The 16,549-nt window shown below is 71.6% G+C and carries 13 protein-coding genes; all 13 read right to left on the minus strand.

Features of this window, described 5'->3' with window-relative positions; translation table 11 throughout:
- Positions 1-28 precede the first annotated feature (28 nt).
- Entirely contained in the window at positions 29-5,866 is a 5,838-nt protein-coding gene (locus PIJ49_RS03330) for an Ig-like domain-containing protein (protein ID WP_271825788.1), read from the minus strand.
- A complete protein-coding gene (locus tag PIJ49_RS03335; RefSeq protein WP_271825790.1) occupies positions 5,863-7,272 on the minus strand; it encodes a serine/threonine-protein kinase in 1,410 nt (469 codons plus the stop codon). Before PIJ49_RS03335 ends, PIJ49_RS03330 begins: the two co-directional genes overlap by 4 nt.
- A gap of 152 nt (positions 7,273-7,424) precedes the next feature.
- Positions 7,425-8,246: a PP2C family protein-serine/threonine phosphatase gene (locus tag PIJ49_RS03340; RefSeq protein ID WP_209682393.1), complete on the minus strand. Its 822-nt coding sequence runs from the start codon at positions 8,244-8,246 to the stop codon at positions 7,425-7,427.
- Between the two features lie 52 nt (positions 8,247-8,298).
- Complete coding sequence (locus PIJ49_RS03345; RefSeq protein ID WP_271825792.1) at positions 8,299-9,024, minus strand: FHA domain-containing protein; 726 nt, start codon at positions 9,022-9,024, stop codon at positions 8,299-8,301.
- Between the two features lie 2 nt (positions 9,025-9,026).
- A complete protein-coding gene (locus PIJ49_RS03350; protein ID WP_271825793.1) occupies positions 9,027-9,638 on the minus strand; it encodes a hypothetical protein in 612 nt (203 codons plus the stop codon).
- 108 nt (positions 9,639-9,746) lie between these two features.
- Complete coding sequence (locus PIJ49_RS03355) at positions 9,747-10,520, minus strand: YaaA family protein (protein ID WP_308301847.1); 774 nt, start codon at positions 10,518-10,520, stop codon at positions 9,747-9,749.
- Complete coding sequence (locus PIJ49_RS03360; protein ID WP_058729238.1) at positions 10,514-10,777, minus strand: F0F1 ATP synthase subunit epsilon; 264 nt, start codon at positions 10,775-10,777, stop codon at positions 10,514-10,516. Before PIJ49_RS03360 ends, PIJ49_RS03355 begins: the two co-directional genes overlap by 7 nt.
- A gap of 1 nt (position 10,778) precedes the next feature.
- Entirely contained in the window at positions 10,779-12,233 is a 1,455-nt protein-coding gene (atpD, locus tag PIJ49_RS03365; RefSeq protein ID WP_066654617.1) for a F0F1 ATP synthase subunit beta, read from the minus strand.
- Between the two features lie 46 nt (positions 12,234-12,279).
- Positions 12,280-13,182, minus strand: a complete 903-nt coding sequence (locus tag PIJ49_RS03370) for a F0F1 ATP synthase subunit gamma (RefSeq protein WP_069710758.1) — start codon at positions 13,180-13,182, stop codon at positions 12,280-12,282.
- Positions 13,183-14,811, minus strand: coding sequence for a F0F1 ATP synthase subunit alpha (gene atpA / locus PIJ49_RS03375; protein ID WP_066654625.1), 1,629 nt, complete (start codon positions 14,809-14,811; stop codon positions 13,183-13,185).
- Between the two features lie 109 nt (positions 14,812-14,920).
- The gene (locus PIJ49_RS03380; RefSeq protein WP_066654626.1) at positions 14,921-15,715 is read right to left on the minus strand and encodes a F0F1 ATP synthase subunit delta; all 795 of its coding nucleotides are present in this window, start codon (positions 15,713-15,715) and stop codon (positions 14,921-14,923) included.
- Positions 15,716-15,717: 2 nt separating this feature from the next.
- On the minus strand, positions 15,718-16,272 hold the full coding sequence (locus tag PIJ49_RS03385; protein WP_066654628.1) for a F0F1 ATP synthase subunit B: 555 nt from the start codon (positions 16,270-16,272) through the stop codon (positions 15,718-15,720).
- 9 nt (positions 16,273-16,281) lie between these two features.
- Positions 16,282-16,518, minus strand: coding sequence for an ATP synthase F0 subunit C (atpE, locus tag PIJ49_RS03390; RefSeq protein ID WP_027465781.1), 237 nt, complete (start codon positions 16,516-16,518; stop codon positions 16,282-16,284).
- Positions 16,519-16,549: the final 31 nt, after the last annotated feature.

Consider the following 16,549-nt stretch of genomic DNA (forward strand, 5'->3'; position numbering starts at 1 on the left):
GTGGTGGGATCGCTGCCGGGTCGTGACCCTAGCCTGCGGAGGAGGTACTCGGGTCGGTGCCGGACGGCGGGTCGGACGCGCCGGCGTCCGGAGTGGTGACGGCGCTGCGTGCACCGACCGGGTCCTGCTGGCCCTGCACCGTGGCCTTGACCCGGATCGAGGAGTACCCGTCGGGAACCGGGTCGCTCGTGGTCCACGGCGCGCCCGTGGCCGGGTTCGTGTCGGAGCAGACCACGGCAAGGGTGCAGTACGAGATCTCGTAGTCATCCGGCTTCGGCAGCAGACGGCCGTTGTTGTCCGGCGGGTTGATCACCGGCGCCTGCCCGACGACCGCGCTGACCACGGTCGCCCGCGTGGTGAACGCGGTGGCGGTCGCCGGGGCGCTCGACGCGCAGTACTGTCCGTCGGTCGCGCACGCGGTGAACACCACGCTCGTCTCGAGCCCGTAGCCCGCCCCCGCCCCGAGCGACGCCGACCCGCTGAAGCGCACGCGGGGACCGCCGCTGACCGAGTAGTAGAGGTAGGGCGTCGACGCCTGCGCGGTGGCGCGGAGACCGACCGTCCCGTCGGCGTCGGGCACGCCCGCCGGTTCGACCGTGCCCGTCGGGGCGTCCGGCGTCTGGTAGCCCTGCACGCTGGCCGGCTGCGACGCCGTGCAGAAGAGCCCGTTGTCGGCGAGGGCGACGTAGCGGTACTGACTCGTGATGCGGTCGTTCGCGGACGAACCGTTCCAGACCTTCTCGGCTCCGGCGGTCGAGCACCCGGACGGGATCGGGGTGGACGCCGCGTACTTCGCGATGCGCCAACCGGGGGTCCCGCCGGCCCAGTCGGCCTCGGACGCGCTGAGGGCGACCGCGGTCGTCGATCCGTCCGGCTGTCCCGTGGCCGACAGCTCCGGCGTGCCGGGGGCACCGACGGCCGAGCCGGTGGCCGACGCGTCGTTCCACTGCACCGGGCTGCCGTCGCGGTCGGCGGCGTTCCGGGCGGAGACCCGCACCGTGTACTCGGCGCCGCTCTGCGCGCCCGGGAAGGACGTGCTCGTCGCGGTCCCGACGTTCTTCGTCGCCGACAGTCCCGGACCCTGGACGGACACGACGTAGTTCGAGACGGACGATCCGCCGTTCGGCGTCGCCACACGGTCCCACGCGACGTCGAGCTGGTCCGGCGTCGCGCTGCTCGGCGTGACGCGCACGCCCTTCGGCGCTGCCGGGACGAAGTCGGCGCTCATCGGCGCGGACTGCGGCGAGGGCTCCGAGTCGCCGACGGCGTTCCGAGCGACGACGGAGAAGCGGTACGACGCGGACGGGTCGATGCCCGTCAGGGTGCAGACCGTCGCGGTGCCGCAGTCCTTCGCGACGCCGTTCGTCCCCTGGACCCGGTAGCCGGTGATCGGTGCGTTGTTCGCCTGCGGGGTTGCCCACGTCAGCGTCAGCTGGCCACCCTGGAACGTGCCGGTCCGGGTGGGCGCGCCCGGCGCGTCGGGAGCGTCCTGGACGGCGATGGTCACGTCGCCCCAGACGTACCGGGACGGGTCGTCCGTCGCGTCGGCGACCTGGTACTGCAGGTGCGCGTCGACGGGTTGGGCACGGTCGCCGACGGTGACCTGGAGCCGCGACCGGTCGGCGCTGGGCGTCACGCTCACGCCGGCGGGGAGACCGCCCGAGAGTCCGCGGATGGCGACGACCCGCAGCCGCTGGTCGGGGAACGGGTTCGTCGCCTGGTCGTTCGCCAGGACGTCGATGGTCGCGGTCGTGCCACGCTCGACGACCGCCCGGTCCGCCCCGGGCTGCACGAGCGGCCTGGTCGAACCGACGATGCCGACCCGAACCACCCCGGCGCGACCGGCGTTCGCGTCGTCCGACACCCCGATGCCGATCGAGGCCGTCGTGTCCTTCCGGGCGTCCTCCGCCACCGAGATCCGGAGCTGCTGGCCCTGCACGGTCGCGGTGGTGCCGGCGCCCGGGCGGCTGACCACCGAGTACCGGAGCTCCCGGAGGTCGTCCGGGTACGGGTAGTCCGTCAGCTTCGTCAGGTCGAGGGTGCGGGAGTCACCGGGCTGCAGGTCGATCGACGACCCGGTGAACGCCGGCGGCTGGTTCGACCGGGGTGTCACCTTGATCGGGAGCACGAGCGTCGCGACGCGGCCCTTGCCGCCGTTCGCGCTCGACCCGTCGGTGACCTCGAACGAGATCGACGCGTTGCCGTAGTACAGCTTCGAGGACGTGAACTGCAGCGTGGACCGGTCGACGACGAGGTCCTGCCCGTTCGCGTGCGTCGCCTTGACGGTCCCGCGATCGGTGATCTGCGCGGTCCGTCCGTTGGCCGTGACCACGTAGCGGTCGAGCGGGATGCGCACGGTGGCCTCGCTCTTCACGGTCACCGCGCCCACGCTGCGGTCCACCTGCGGCAGGGCGTCGTCGAACCCGGGCACGTGGACGAACCCGTAGGCGACGACGTCGGGGTGGTCGCTCCGGGTGACGGAGAACGGCACGACCTGTGACGCGTCCGTCAACCGGATCTCGATCCGACGGTCGCTCGTGACCCGGGCGGTGTCGCCGTACCCGTCGACCACCCCGACCTCGAGGCGGGAGGTCGACCCCTCGGCGAAGAAGACGTTCTGCAGGACGTCGACGGTGACGCTCTCGCGACGCAGGATGTCCTGCAGGTCGAGCGTGGTGTCCTCGACCTCGGGACGGAGCGGCGGGGCGTCGCGGTCGACCGTCACCGTCAGGAACGCGGTGCTGGAACCGCCGCTCTCGTTCGTGACGGTGTAGAGCACCGCGAAGTCGCCCTCGGTCGCCGAACGCGGTGGCGTGACCCGGACCTGGCTGCGGTGGAGCACCTCGGCGGTGACCCCCGGGGCGGTCGGCTCGGCCGCGGTGACGGACAGCTGCCCGCCCTCCGGGTCGGAGTCGTTCTGCAGCACGCGCACGGTCACGGACCCACCGGGGCGGATGGTGACGTGGTCGGCCTGGGCGACCGGGTTCGATGCCTGCTCCGCACGGGGGCTGATGCCGACCCGGATCGTGCCGGTCGCGCGGGCACCCAGCGCGTCGACCACCGTGTAGGTGAACTCGTCGGTCCCGGCGGAGTAGTCCCCGGCGTCGTAGGTCAGCGCATCGGCGGTGACGTCGCTGACCGAGCCCTTCTCGGGGTTGTCGCCGACCCCCACGAGCTGCACCGAGTCGCCGTCCGGATCGGTGCCGTTCAACGGCACGGTGATGCGCACCGCCTGCCCCGCGACCGCGCGCGCCGTCACGGTCTTCGGCACCGGCGGGTTGTTCGTCGCGGCGTCACGCTCGCGCACCGAGATCGAGACGGACGCGTCCGCGTACTGCCCGTCCGGACCGTGGACGCGGTAGACCGCGGTGTGGTTGCCGGGTGTGTCCGGGGCGAGGTACCGGAGCCGGTCGCCGGACACGAAGAGCAGCCCGCCGTCACCGGGCACGTTCTGCACGAGCTGCGGGTCGAGCGTCAGCGGCTCGCCCTCCGGCTGGGTGTCGTTCGCCAGCACGTCGATCTCGGCGACGTCGCCGACCCGCACCGTGGCGGAGTCGGACTGCGCGACCGGCGGCTGGATGCGGTCCGGTCGCGGGATCTCGACGACGGTGATCGTCCCGGTGGCGCTGGCCAGACCGTTCGACTCCGTGTATGCGAAGGTCACCGGTGCGTCGAGCGGCGCGGTCAGGGTGACCCGTACGACGTGCTGGTCGAGGATGCTCGCCTCGACCCCGCTGCCGCGGCCGGGGCCGTCGAGCGCCGTGACCATGAGCACACCGCCGGCCGGGTCGGTGTCCGTCGCGGTGACGTCGGTGTCCTTCGTCGAGAGTGTGGTCACGAACACCGTCTTCGGCGTCGTGATCGGTGGCGTCGAGGCGTCGGGCGGAGCGAGCACGGAGACGCGCACGACGCCGCTCGCGGTCTTCGTGCCGTCCGTGACGGTGTACTCGAGCTGGTGGTCCCCCGCTCCGGCCCCCTGGACGCGGAACGTGCCCGCGTCGTAGGACGGGGTGACCGTCAGGCCGCTCGACGAGGAGACGCTGGTGAGCGTGACGGCCCCGTTGCCCCCGCGGACGTGGTCGAGCGGCGTCACCGTGAACGCCTTGCCCGCGTAGCCCTGCACGGCGAACGCGTCGGCGCGCAGCGGCACGCTCCCCTGGGCGGCGACACGCACGGTCATCGATCCGCGGCCGGGGGCGCGGCCGTCGCTCACGACGAGCTGGACGCTGCGGTCACCGGTGCGACCGCTCGCGTTGCGGAAGTCGAGCAGCCCGTCCGGTGTCGTGGAGACGCGGTCGCCGTCCGCCGAGGCGGACTCCAGGTAGACCGGGTCGCCGTCGGGATCGACCCAGTCCGACAGCACGTCGGTGACGACGTGCCCGTTCTGCACGACGTCCGCCGAGGTGCTCCGGACCTGCCGCGGTGGCTCGTTCTCGGACTCGGGGCGGACGGTCACCCGGACGGTCGCGCTGGCCGACCCGCCGTTGCCGTCGGTGATCGTGTACGGGAACGAGAGCGTGCCGCTGGCCTCCGCCGTGAGCGAGACCTGGAGCCGCTGGCCGTCACCGACGACGGCGACGCTGCCCTGGCCGTCGGGGACGTCGCCGACCTCGCTGATGACGAGTGGGTCGCCGTTGGGGTCGTAGTCGTTGAGGAGCACCGGCAGGCTGGTCGTGCGACCCGGTCGTGCGCCGAGGTCGTCGTCCACCGCCACGGGCGGCTTCTGCTCCTTGTCCACCTGCGGGTCGTCGTCCGACACCCGTTCCTGCTGCCGCTCGTCGTCCTGGTCGACCAGGTCCGCCCAGTTGTCGATGAGCTGTCCACTGCGGCCGATGGCCCACGACCGCCCACTGCGCGGGTCGTTCGCCACGACGGTGTCGCCGTTGTGCACGATCTGCAGGTCGTCGGCGTCGGCGGTCTGCGCGAGCCGCTGGAGGCCGGTGCCCCGACACGAGTCCATCGCCTGTCCGCCCGCCCACGCGGCGTAGGTGCAGGAGCCGACGACGGTCGGTCGTGCCGCTCGACCCGACACCCGGAGCGCGGTCCGGTCCACCTGACCGGAGGCGGAGACGCGCACCAGCCCGGCCGTCCCGGCGACGAGGACCGTGGACGAGGAGTCCGAGGACCGCTGCAGCGCGGGCGATCCACCGACGCGGTCGCCGAGGTCGACGCTGTCCCCGTCGACCGAGAGCTGCCCCGAGGTGCGGTCGAGCACGGCGACGTGGTCCCCGAACGACGCCACCTGGAACTCGTGGCTGCGGTCGAACCGGACCTCCCACCGCCGCTCGACGGTCAGCTGGGTGCCGACGTCGACGAGGGAGGCGCGGCCGGTGCGCGGCGAGTACACCGCGACCCGCTCGTCGGAGGCGTCGAGGACGGCGTCGGCGCCGAGGCTCAGGTCGGCCTTCGTGGACGCGTCGAAGTCCGACAGCTCGGCCGCCGGGGTCGCCCAGAGCTCGCCCGTGTCGCCGTTCCCGACCACCGCGGTGTCCCCCGCGAAGAAGACCTGCGGCGAGCCCGCCGGCAGCGTCACGGCATCGCCCACGGTGGCGTCGGCGACGTCGACCTTCGCGACGGTGCCCTTCGTGCCGTCCACGCTGTACACCTCGGAGCCGCGCTGCACGACCGAGAGGTCGTCGCTCGGGGTGTCGACGGCGGTGTTGAGCTCGAGCACGCCGGTGTTCGCGCGCCCGACGGCGCCGTACTCCGCCGACGGCACCCAGACGGTGCCGTCCCCCAGGTCGACCCGTTGGGTGTGGTACCCCGTGGACACCACCGCGGCGGTCGCGACGACGGCGCCGACGAGGATCGACGCGCAGGCCGTCACCGCCGCGGAACGGTGCTCGGCGAGGAACGCCCGGATCACCCGGCGCTCCCGATCGTGCCGCACTGTTCGGGACTCGCGGCCCCCGTCCTGCCGTCCCGGTTCACCGCGACCGTGATGCACTGCTCGGTACCGGGATCCCCGGACACGACGAAGGTGGTGCCGGTCTGCTGGCTCGTCGCGCCGGCCGACGTGATGACGTAGGTGTCCCCGGCACGGAGCCCGGGATCGTCCCAGCTGAAGGACACCGAGTCGCCTCCCCCGCGTGCGGTCACGTCGCGCACCGTCGGGACGGACCCCGTGCCGGCGCGCGTCACGAGCAGGACGCTCACCACGGCGAGGGCCGCGACCACGACGACACCGGCCGCGCCAGCGACCACGAGGGTCGAGCGCTTCCGGCGACGCGCGATCGTCGCCGACCCGGTGCGGTGCACGGTGCCGACGCTCTGGACGCCGACCGACGTCCCGCCCTGCACCGCCCGCCGTGTCCGTCGGCGGGCCGCCACACGCGAGGGTGCCCGCAGTTCCCGCACGACGGTCCGGTCGCCCTCCGACGACGGGGTGGCCACCGCCCACGACTCGACCGCCACGTCGGCCGGGGTCTGCGGGATCCCGAGCTCCGCCTCGACCTGTTGGAGCCCGCGGACGAACTCCATCACGGTGGCGGGACGAGCAGCCGCACGACGGGCCATCGCCGTCGCGAGCAGCCGTTCGAGCGACGGGGGCACGTCGGTCCGGCCGGTCGACCCCACGCCGCCCTTGTCGATCCGGTCCATCAGGTCTGCCGCCGAGTTCCTGCCGCCCGGGACCTCGAACGGAGAGCGCCCCGCGAGCAGCGAGTACACGGTCGCTGCGAGCGAGTAGACCTCGGACTGGACGGTGCCGCGGGACTCGTCCCCCAGCACCTCGGGCGCGGACCACGGGATGGACATGCCCACCGGCTCGTCGGGGTCGGCGCTGCCGATGGTCGCGGCGATGCCGAAGTCGGAGAGGACGGGGCTGCCGTACGCGGTGCGCAGGATGTTCGAGGGCTTCACGTCTCGGTGCAACACGCCCTCGCGGTGGGCCGTCTCGAGCGCGGAGCCGATGCGGACACCGACGGCCAGGACCTCGGACACGGGGAGCGGCTCGCGTCGGTAGCGCTGGCTGAGCGACGACGAGCACAGCTCCATGACGAGGTAGGGACGGCCGTCGGCCGCGATGCTCGCCTGGAACACCGTGAGGATCGCGGGGTGCGTGCTGAGCCGCGCCATCAGGTTCGCCTCGGCCTGGAACATCTGCCGCACGCGCTCGTCCACGACCTCGTCGAGGAGCACCTTCACCGCCACCTGCCGGCGTGGCATGTCCTGCTCGTAGAGGAAGACGTCGGCGAAGCCCCCGGAGCCGAGGACGTGGACGGGGGTGAACCCGGCGATCACCGGCGGGTCGGACGGCAGGCGTCGAGCCATCAGCGTCGTTCCCTTCCCCGGCCCGCGGCCGGCCCTTCCGTTCGTCGCGGCCAGGCCATTCTACGAAGGGCGATCCGACAGCCGGCGGCCGTGGGCGTCCCTGTGGAGGACGACCATCCCCCACTTCGGGGGTGGTCGTACGGGTGCGACGCTCAGTGGCGCGGGAGGGTGTCCTCGACGTCGGAGTCCTCCGGTGCGGCGTCGACCTGCACGACCACCACGGTGACGTTGTCACGACCGCCGGCGACCACCGCGTCCCCGACCAGACGTTCCGCCAGTGCCTGTGCCGCGGGCACCCGGGCCGCGATCCGGGCGATGCCGACGTCGCCGAGCTCCTTGGTGAGGCCGTCGGAGCAGACGATGTAACGGTCCCCCGCGCGGAGCGGCAGGGTCCACCAGTCGGGCTCCGGGGGCTCGCCGAAGCCGACTGCCCGCGTGATGACGTTGCTGTCGGGGTGCTGCTCGGCGTCCTCGGCCCGGAGCAGCCCGGCGTCGACCATCTCCTGCACGACCGAGTGGTCGATCGTCACCCGACGGAGCGCGCCGGACTCGATCCGGTAGGTGCGGGAGTCGCCGACGTTGAACACCAGCGCTGCCGGCTGCCCGTGGGACGCGACGAGTGCGACCCCGGTCACGGTCGTGCCGGCGCCGAGGGCGTTGCCACCGGCAGCGCGCTCGATGTCGGCGGTCGCGAGCAGCAGCGCGCGCTGGATGTCCTGACGGCTGGTGAAGGCACCGGTGGTGACCTGGTCGAGACGACGGACGACCGCGTCGCTCGCCCGGTCACCCGCGAGGTGTCCGCCCATGCCGTCGGCGACCACGAAGAAGGGTGCGCCGACGAGGTAGCTGTCCTCGTTGTGGTCGCGACGGCGACCGACGTCGGTCGCCGCTCCCCACGAGAGCGTCAGGGGTGTGCCGGCAGCGCCGGGGACGTCGATGGCGTGCTCGGTGGCAGCTCGGCCGAGTTCGGTCACGGTTTCAGGGTCGCTCTCTGGGAGTGGAGGGGCGTGCCGGACGGTGGGTCCGTCACGGGGCCGGCGGGAACGGTGGGAGGCCGTCGTCCGGTCCGGCCCGGAGGTGCGGCGACAGGACCTCGATGACGTTGCCGTCACCGATCTCGACGAGCGTACCCGTCAGGACGACGATCGATGCACCCGCCGTCATCCGGAACGGCGCGGCGCCGGGAGGGCGGACGACGGTCCCGTTCGTCGACCGCAGGTCCGCGACGACGGCGGCCTCGCCCTCGGCGTGCAGCAGCACGTGCGACGACGACACCTGGCCGCTCGGCGACGGGACGGTCACCAGGACCGGCCCGCCGTCGACGACGACGCGCGGCGCGGCGGGCCGACGACCCACCACCAGGGGCCGGTCGAGGCGGACCACCCGGCCGCCGACGCGGACCGACGGGGTCCGTCGGACGAGCGGCCGGTCCCCGGCACGTGGTGCTGCCGCTCCGGGCGGCGCCACCGGTGGTGGACCACCGGGTCGAGCGCGCAGGACCGTGTCCTCGTCGGACGGCCCGGCCCCCGGTCGCGCACCGCGCCCGGGCCGGACGACCGTGTCGCCGTACGGGTCGCCGTACGGATCGTCGTCGAGGGCACCGTCGGCGGCCGCAGCGGCGGCGCCGAGGGCACGGAGGCCGGCGCTCCCCGTGCGGGACGGGTCACGACCTGCGTCGGTCGGCAACGGTCGGGCACCGGGGCGCGCACGGATGACCGTGTCGTCGTCCTCGCGCACCGGTTCCCGCACCATGGTCATCCAACCGTAGACGATCCGGTCGACCCCGTGGGGGTGTCCCACGCCGGTCCGTGGCCGGACCGGACCGCGCGCAGGACCAACCACCCGAAGGGGTCGTCCGGTCGGGAGTCGAGGGCGTGCCGGGCACGGACCTCCGCACGGGCGGACGACCCGAGCGCCCAGGCGCACCAGGCGCCCAGCGCCAGCGCACCGGCCGCCCCCACCGCGACGTCGCCGCCCGGGGCTCCGTCCGCACGCCAGGTCCGCCATGCCGAGGCACACCGGTCGCCGGCCAGCCGGAGTCGCGCGCGGTCCGGCTCCGGACCCGACCCGCCGAGCGCGGGCGGCGTCGGATCGCGGAACGGGTCGAACGGCACGACCGTCCGGGGGTCCGGCCGGTCACGCGCGGCCAGGAAGCCGACCAGCGCGAAGCGGGTCGCGAGGGCGCCGCACGCCGTCGCGACCGCGACCGCCTGCGGTCGGGCGAGCGCTTCCGCGCCGGTGCCTCCACCGGTCGCCGCCTCCGGCGCCACGAGGGCGACGCAGGCGGCACGCAGCGTGACCGCGGCCGCGATCTCGCGCGGGTAGCGCACCAGGGTGGGTGGGAGTCCGTGTCTCGTCGAGGTCATGCACGGGATCGTGACGGGAGGAGCGCCTCCAGACCGGCGCGCCCCGACCCGTCTGTGGACGGCCACGGCCGTCCGGGAGGTTGTGCAGGAGCGAGCGCTGCTCCGCCGTCAGACCCGCGCGGGCTCGAGGCTCTCCGCGACCAGGTCCCAGCCGTCGTCGGTCCGCTCCACCACGACGCCGTGCTCGCCCGCCCACCGCAGGAGCGATGCCGGGTCGCCGACGTCCGCACCGGTCCGTGCGAGCAGCGCGGTCAGTCGACCCTTCGCCGTCTTGTTCCAGTGGTTGAGCGCCCGACGTCGTCCGCCGCCGTCGACACTGACCACCCGTAGGACGACCGCGTCGTCCACGGGTCCGAGCGACCGGTAGCCCTCGGAGCGCAGGTCGAGCACGAGACCGCCGGTCCGAGCGCCGAGCACGTCGCTGGACGGTCCCGGCCAGTGCTTCGCGAGCCGGAGCGCACCGAGCCTCGAGTCGTGCGAGAGCCGGTACGCCGGGATGTGGTCGCCCGCACCGATCGGTCCGAACATCGCGGACTGGACCAGCACGTGGTCCGTCCACCAGCGACGTGTGGCGTCGTCCGCGCCCGTGGCGTCCAGCGGGTCGTAGAGCACGCCCGTGTAGCGCTCGACCGCCGGCAGTGTCGGCGCGGTGTCGAGCTCGAGGTTGCGGAGGCGCTCGGCCACCGACTTCGGTCCGAGCTTGAGGGCCGTCCGTGCCGTGGACTCCTCGGAACTGACGGAGCGGGCCGCGGTGATCACCGCGGCCCGCTCGTCGGCCAGTTCCGGGAAGGACAGCGCACCCAGGTCGAGGGTGCGTGCCGTGTCCCCGCCCTCCCGCTTCGTCTCGGACGGCGGGAGGAGGACGGTCAGTCCGGTCAGGATGCCAGCGCGGCCTGCCGCGCCACGATCGTGACCGTGTCGTGCTCGACCGACAGGAAGCCGTCCTCGGCGTCCGCCGTCACCGTCGAGCCGTCGGCCCGGGTGATGCGGACCTGGCCCTGCGCGAGGGTGGCGAGCAGCGGCTCGTGCCCCGCGAGGATGCCGATCTGGCCCTCCGTCGTGCGTGCCACGACCATGGTGGCGTCGCCCGTCCAGACCTCACGGTCCGCCGAGACGACGCTCACGGTGAGTGCCGCCATGTCAGCGGTTCTCCTTCTGGATCTGCGCCCACTTCTCTTCGACGTCGTTGATGCCACCGACGTTGAAGAAGGCCTGCGTCGCCACGTGGTCGAACTCGCCGTCGGCGATCGCGCGGAAGGACTCGATCGTGTCCTTGAGCGGGACCGTCGAACCCTCGACACCCGTGAACTTCTTGGCCATGTAGGTGTTCTGCGAGAGGAACTGCTGGATGCGACGAGCGCGCTCCACCGTGATCTTGTCCTCTTCGGAGAGCTCGTCGACACCGAGGATCGCGATGATCTCCTGCAGCTCCTTGTTCTTCTGCAGGATCTGCTTGACGCGCGTCGCCGTCTCGTAGTGGTCGGCACCCAGGTACCGGGGGTCCATGATCCGCGACGTGGAGGTCAGCGGGTCGATGGCCGGGTACAGACCCTGCGACGCGATCTCACGCGAGAGCTCGGTCGTGGCGTCGAGGTGCGCGAACGTGGTCGCCGGAGCCGGGTCGGTGTAGTCGTCGGCCGGCACGTAGATCGCCTGCAGCGAGGTGATCGAGTGACCACGCGTCGAGGTGATGCGCTCCTGGAGCACACCCATCTCGTCGGCGAGGTTCGGCTGGTAGCCCACCGCGGACGGCATGCGACCGAGCAGCGTCGAGACCTCGGAGCCGGCCTGCGTGAACCGGAAGATGTTGTCGATGAAGAGGAGCACGTCCTGCTTCTGGACGTCGCGGAAGTACTCCGCCATCGTCAGCGCCGACAGGGCCACGCGCAGACGCGTTCCCGGCGGCTCGTCCATCTGGCCGAACACGAGGGCGGTCTTGTCGAAGACACCCGCCTCTTCCATCTCACCGATGAGGTCGTTGCCCTCACGGGTGCGCTCGCCGACACCGGCGAACACCGACACACCACCGTGGTCCTGCGCGACGCGCTGGATCATCTCCTGGATGAGGACCGTCTTGCCGACGCCCGCACCACCGAAGAGGCCGATCTTGCCACCCTGCACGTACGGCGTGAGGAGGTCGATCGACTTGATACCGGTCTCGAACATGGTGGTCTTCGACTCGAGCTGGTCGAAGGCCGGCGCCTTGCGGTGGATCGGCCAGCGCTCGGTGATCTCGAGCTTCTCGTCGGTGTTGAGCACGTTGCCCAGCACGTCGAAGACCTTGCCCTTGGTGACGTCGCCGACGGGGACCGAGATCGGGGCGCCCGAGTCACGGACCTCCTGACCACGGACCAGGCCGTCGGTCGGCTTCAGCGAGATGGCGCGGATCAGGTCGTCGCCGAGGTGCTGCGCGACCTCGAGGCCGATCTCCTGCGACGAGTCACCGATGGTGATGGTCGTGTACAGGAGGTTGTACATCTCCGGGATGGCGTCGTGCGGGAACTCGATGTCGACGACGGGACCCGTGACACGGGCGATCCGGCCGACACCGGGCGCCGACGACGTCTCGACCGCGGTGGTGGCGGTGTCGGTCATGGCTGGTGCCTTCCTGAGGGGTTCTGTCCGCGAGCTTCGCGGACCACTACTTCTTCTTCGACGAGAGGGCGTCGGCGCCGCCGACGATCTCGGAGATCTGCTGGGTGATCTCGGCCTGACGCGCGTTGTTCGCGAGACGGGTGAACTCGCTGATGAGCGAGTCGGCGTTGTCACTGGCGGACTTCATGGCCTTCTGCCGGGCGGCGTGCTCGGAAGCGGCCGACTGCAGCATGGCGTTGAAGATGCGGCTCTCGATGTAGACCGGGAGCAGCGCGTCGAGGACGGCGTCCGCATCGGGCTCGAACTCGTAGAGCGGCAGGGGCTCACCGTTCGACGGCTCCTCCACACCCTCGACGACCTCGAGCGGGAGCAGGCGCACGACCTGCGGCTCCTGGGTCGCGAGGCTGATGAACCGGTTGAAGACGATGTGGATCTCGTCCACGCCGCCCTCCGCCGTGTCCTGGAGGAACTTCGACACGACCGCGTCGCCGATCTCCTTCGCCGTCGAGAACTCCGGCTGGTCCGTCCCGCCGATCCACTGCCGCTCGGACGGGCGCTCGCGGAACGCGAAGTACCCGACCGACTTGCGACCGACGAGGTAGAACACGACGTCCTTGCCCTCGCTGCGGAGCAGGGAGGCGAGCTCCTCGCCCTGCTTGAGGACGTTCGAGCTGAACGCGCCGTTCAGGCCGCGGTCCGAGGTGAACAGCACCACGGCTGCGCGGGTCGACGACTCGGGCTCGGTGGTCAGCACGTGGTCGACGTTCGAGAACGTCGCCACGGCCGACACGGCCCGCGTCACGGCCCGCGAGTACGGACCGGACGCGGCCATGCGCGCCTGTGCCTTCTGGATCCGCGACGCCGAGATCAGCTCCATCGCGCGGGTGACCTTCTTCGTGGTCTTCGCCGACTTGATGCGCTGGCGGTAGACCCGGACCTGTGCCGCCATCTAGCGACGACCCTTGACGATCTGCTCCTGGTCGACGTCCTCGGCCTGGGCCGCGTCGAACGACTCCGAGCCGAGCGTCTTGCCGTCGCTCGTCTGGAAGCCCTTCGTGAAGGCGTCGATCTCGCGGTCCATCGCGGCGACGGTCTCGTCGCTGAGCTGGTTCGTCTCACGCAGGGTGGTCAGGACGTCGGAGTTGCGACGCAGGTGCTCGAGCAGCTCGGCCTCGAAGCGGAGCACGTCGGGGACGGGCACCTCGTCGAGCTTGCCGTTCGTGCCGGCCCAGATCGAGACGACCTGCTCCTCGACCGGGTACGGCGAGTACTGCGGCTGCTTGAGGAGCTCCGTCAGGCGCGCACCACGGTCCAGCTGGCGACGCGACGCCTGGTCGAGGTCGGACGCGAACATCGCGAACGCCTCGAGCGAGCGGTACTGCGCGAGCTCGAGCTTGAGCGTGCCGGAGACCTTCTTGATCGACTTGACCTGGGCGTCACCACCCACGCGGGACACCGAGATGCCCACGTCGACGGCCGGACGCTGGTTCGCGTTGAACAGGTCCGACTGCAGGAAGATCTGGCCGTCGGTGATCGAGATCACGTTGGTCGGGATGTAGGCCGAGACGTCGTTCGCCTTGGTCTCGATGATCGGGAGACCCGTCATCGAACCGGCACCGAGGTCGTCGGACAGCTTCGCGCAACGCTCCAGCAGGCGGGAGTGCAGGTAGAAGACGTCACCCGGGTAGGCCTCACGGCCCGGCGGACGACGCAGGAGGAGCGACACCGCACGGTAGGCCTCGGCCTGCTTCGACAGGTCGTCGAAGATGATCAGGACGTGCTTGCCGCCGTACATCCAGTGCTGGCCGATGGCCGAACCGGTGTAGGGGGCGAGGTACTTGAAGCCGGCCGGGTCGGAGGCCGGGGCGGCGACGATGGTGGTGTACTCCATCGCACCGGCGTCCTCGAGCGCACCCTTGACGGAGGCGATCGTGGAGCCCTTCTGGCCGATGGCGACGTAGATGCAGCGGACCTGCTTGTCCTCGTCGCCCGACTCCCAGTTGGCCTTCTGGTTGATGATCGTGTCGATCGCGATGGCCGTCTTGCCGGTCTGGCGGTCGCCGATGATCAGCTGACGCTGGCCGCGGCCGACGGGGATCATCGCGTCGATGGCCTTGATGCCGGTCTGCAGCGGCTCGTGGACGGACTTGCGGGACATGACGCCCGGGGCCTGGAGCTCGAGGGCACGGCGACCCTCGGCCTGGATCTCGCCGAGACCGTCGATCGGGTTGCCGAGCGGGTCGACCACGCGACCGAGGAAGCCGTCGCCGACGGGAGCCGAGAGGACCTCGCCGGTGCGGGTGACCTCCTGGCCCTCCTCGATGCCGCCGAACTCGCCGAGCACGATGGCGCCGATCTCGTCCTCGTCGAGGTTCTGCGCGAGACCGAGGGTCCCGTCCTCGAAGCGGATGAGCTCGTTCGCCATGACGCCGGGCAGGCCCTCGACGTGCGCGATGCCGTCGCCCGCGTCGGTGACGTGCCCGACCTCGGCCGTGGAGGCCTTCGTCGGCTCGTAGTTCGAGACGAAGTCCTTCAGGGCATCACGGATCTCATCGGGGCTGATGGTGATGTCTGCCATGGGATTTTCCTTGTTGGTTTCCGGGGCCCTGCGGCTCCGAGAGGGTGATGCTGCCCGGTGAGGGACAGTTCCCGTTGTGGACTTGGAGGGGTCGGCTTCGACGGTACGCTCAGCCGGCCAGCTGGAGCCGGAGCTCCGACAGGCGCGTGGACACCGTGCCGTCGATGACGTCGCCACCGACCTGCACGCGCATCCCGCCGACGACCGCGGGGTCGACGACCTGGTTGACGCTGATGTCCTTGCCGTACCGCTCGCTGATGCCGCGGGCGACGCGAGCCGCCTGACCGTCCGAGAGCGGGGCCGCGGTGGTCACCGTGGCGACGAGCTTGCCGGCCTGGTCGGCCACGATGCGCGAGGCATCGCGGACGATCTCACCGATGCGGCGGCCGCGCGGCTGCTGCACGAGGTGCTCCAGGATCGCGGTGGTCTGCGCCGAGACCTTCGAACCGACGAGCCGCTGGACGAGCGCAGCCTTCTCCGACGGGCTGCCGAGCTTCGTGCCCAGTGCCAGCTCGAGCGCCGCGTCCGAGCGGACGGCGGTCTCGAAGGAGAACAGCTCGGCCTCGATCGACGTCTCCGACGATGCGGTTCCGGCGACGGCGCGGATGCCCGCGTCTTCGACACCCGCGAGCAGGTCCGACGGCGAGGACCAGCGCGAGCCGGCCACCGCGGTCAGCACCGCACGCGTCGCCTCGGACTGACCGGCGAAGACGCGGTCGATGAGGACCTTCTTGCCGACGACGTCCGCGGTCGGGTCCGCCAGCAGTCCGAGCAGCTGGGACGAACCGGCGATCGCACGCCCGGTGGAGAGGATCTCGATGCCCGTGGCGAGGTCGACCGACCCGCCGAGGTCAGCGAGGACCGCCCGCGTGGACGAGAGTGCGGACCGCGTGGCGCTCCGCATGCTCAGCGCTCCCCGGCCGGCTGGCCCTGGGACGCCTCGAGGTCGGCGATGAAGCGGTCGACGACCGCAGCCGACTTCGCGTCGTCCCGGAGGGACTCACCGATCACACCGGAGGCGAGGTCGAGGGCGAGGGTGCCCACCTCGCTCCGCAGCGACTGGAGCGCGCTCTGCCGCTCGGCCTCGATCTGCGCCTGGGCGTTGGCGGTGATGCGTGCTGCATCTGCCTGCGCCTGCTCGCGGACCTCGTTGCCGATCGCGGTCGCGTCGGCACGGGCCTGCTCACGGATGCGCGAGGCCTCGGCACGCGCGTCGGCGAGCTGCTTGTTGTACTCGTCGAGTGCAGCGGCGGCCTGCTCCTGAGCGGCCTCCGCCTTCTTGATGCCACCCTCGATGGCCTCGGTGCGCTCATCGAGCATCTTCGTGATGCGCGGCGTCACGACGCGCCACATCACGAGGAAGATGATGACGAAGGCCACCGCGGACCACACGATGTCGTACACCGGTGGGATCAGCGGATTGTGGGTCTCCTCCGCCGCGATGATGAGTGCAGTCTGCATCGAGAAGCCTTAGTTGGTGAAGATGAAGTACGTCGCGATACCGATGAAGGCCAGGGCCTCCGTGAAGGCGATACCGATGTACATGAGGGTCGTCAGACGGCCCTGGAGCTCGGGCTGGCGAGCGACGGACTCGATCGTCTTGCCGACGACGATGCCGACGCCGATGGCCGGACCGATCGCAGCGAGGCCGTAGCCAACCGTCGCGATGTTGCCGTTGATCTCCGCGAGAACGGTCGTTGCGTCCACGTGTTTTCCTTTCGAGTGCGGCCCGACGGAT

Source organism: Curtobacterium uvaldense (genome assembly GCF_028307415.1).
Classification (GTDB): Bacteria; Actinomycetota; Actinomycetes; order Actinomycetales; family Microbacteriaceae; genus Curtobacterium.

Bases quoted from the DNA above. Each gene is read 5' to 3' on its own strand.
- PIJ49_RS03335 (WP_271825790.1), bottom strand. From the start codon at position 7,272: ATGGCTCGACGCCTGCCGTCCGACCCGCCGGTGATCGCCGGGTTCACC.
- PIJ49_RS03345 (WP_271825792.1), bottom strand. From the start codon at position 9,024: ATGGTGCGGGAACCGGTGCGCGAGGACGACGACACGGTCATCCGTGCG.
- PIJ49_RS03350 (WP_271825793.1), bottom strand. From the start codon at position 9,638: ATGACCTCGACGAGACACGGACTCCCACCCACCCTGGTGCGCTACCCG.
- PIJ49_RS03360 (WP_058729238.1), bottom strand. From the start codon at position 10,777: ATGGCGGCACTCACCGTGAGCGTCGTCTCGGCGGACCGTGAGGTCTGG.
- atpD (WP_066654617.1), bottom strand. From the start codon at position 12,233: ATGACCGACACCGCCACCACCGCGGTCGAGACGTCGTCGGCGCCCGGT.
- PIJ49_RS03370 (WP_069710758.1), bottom strand. From the start codon at position 13,182: ATGGCGGCACAGGTCCGGGTCTACCGCCAGCGCATCAAGTCGGCGAAG.
- atpA (WP_066654625.1), bottom strand. From the start codon at position 14,811: ATGGCAGACATCACCATCAGCCCCGATGAGATCCGTGATGCCCTGAAG.
- PIJ49_RS03380 (WP_066654626.1), bottom strand. From the start codon at position 15,715: ATGCGGAGCGCCACGCGGTCCGCACTCTCGTCCACGCGGGCGGTCCTC.
- PIJ49_RS03385 (WP_066654628.1), bottom strand. From the start codon at position 16,272: ATGCAGACTGCACTCATCATCGCGGCGGAGGAGACCCACAATCCGCTG.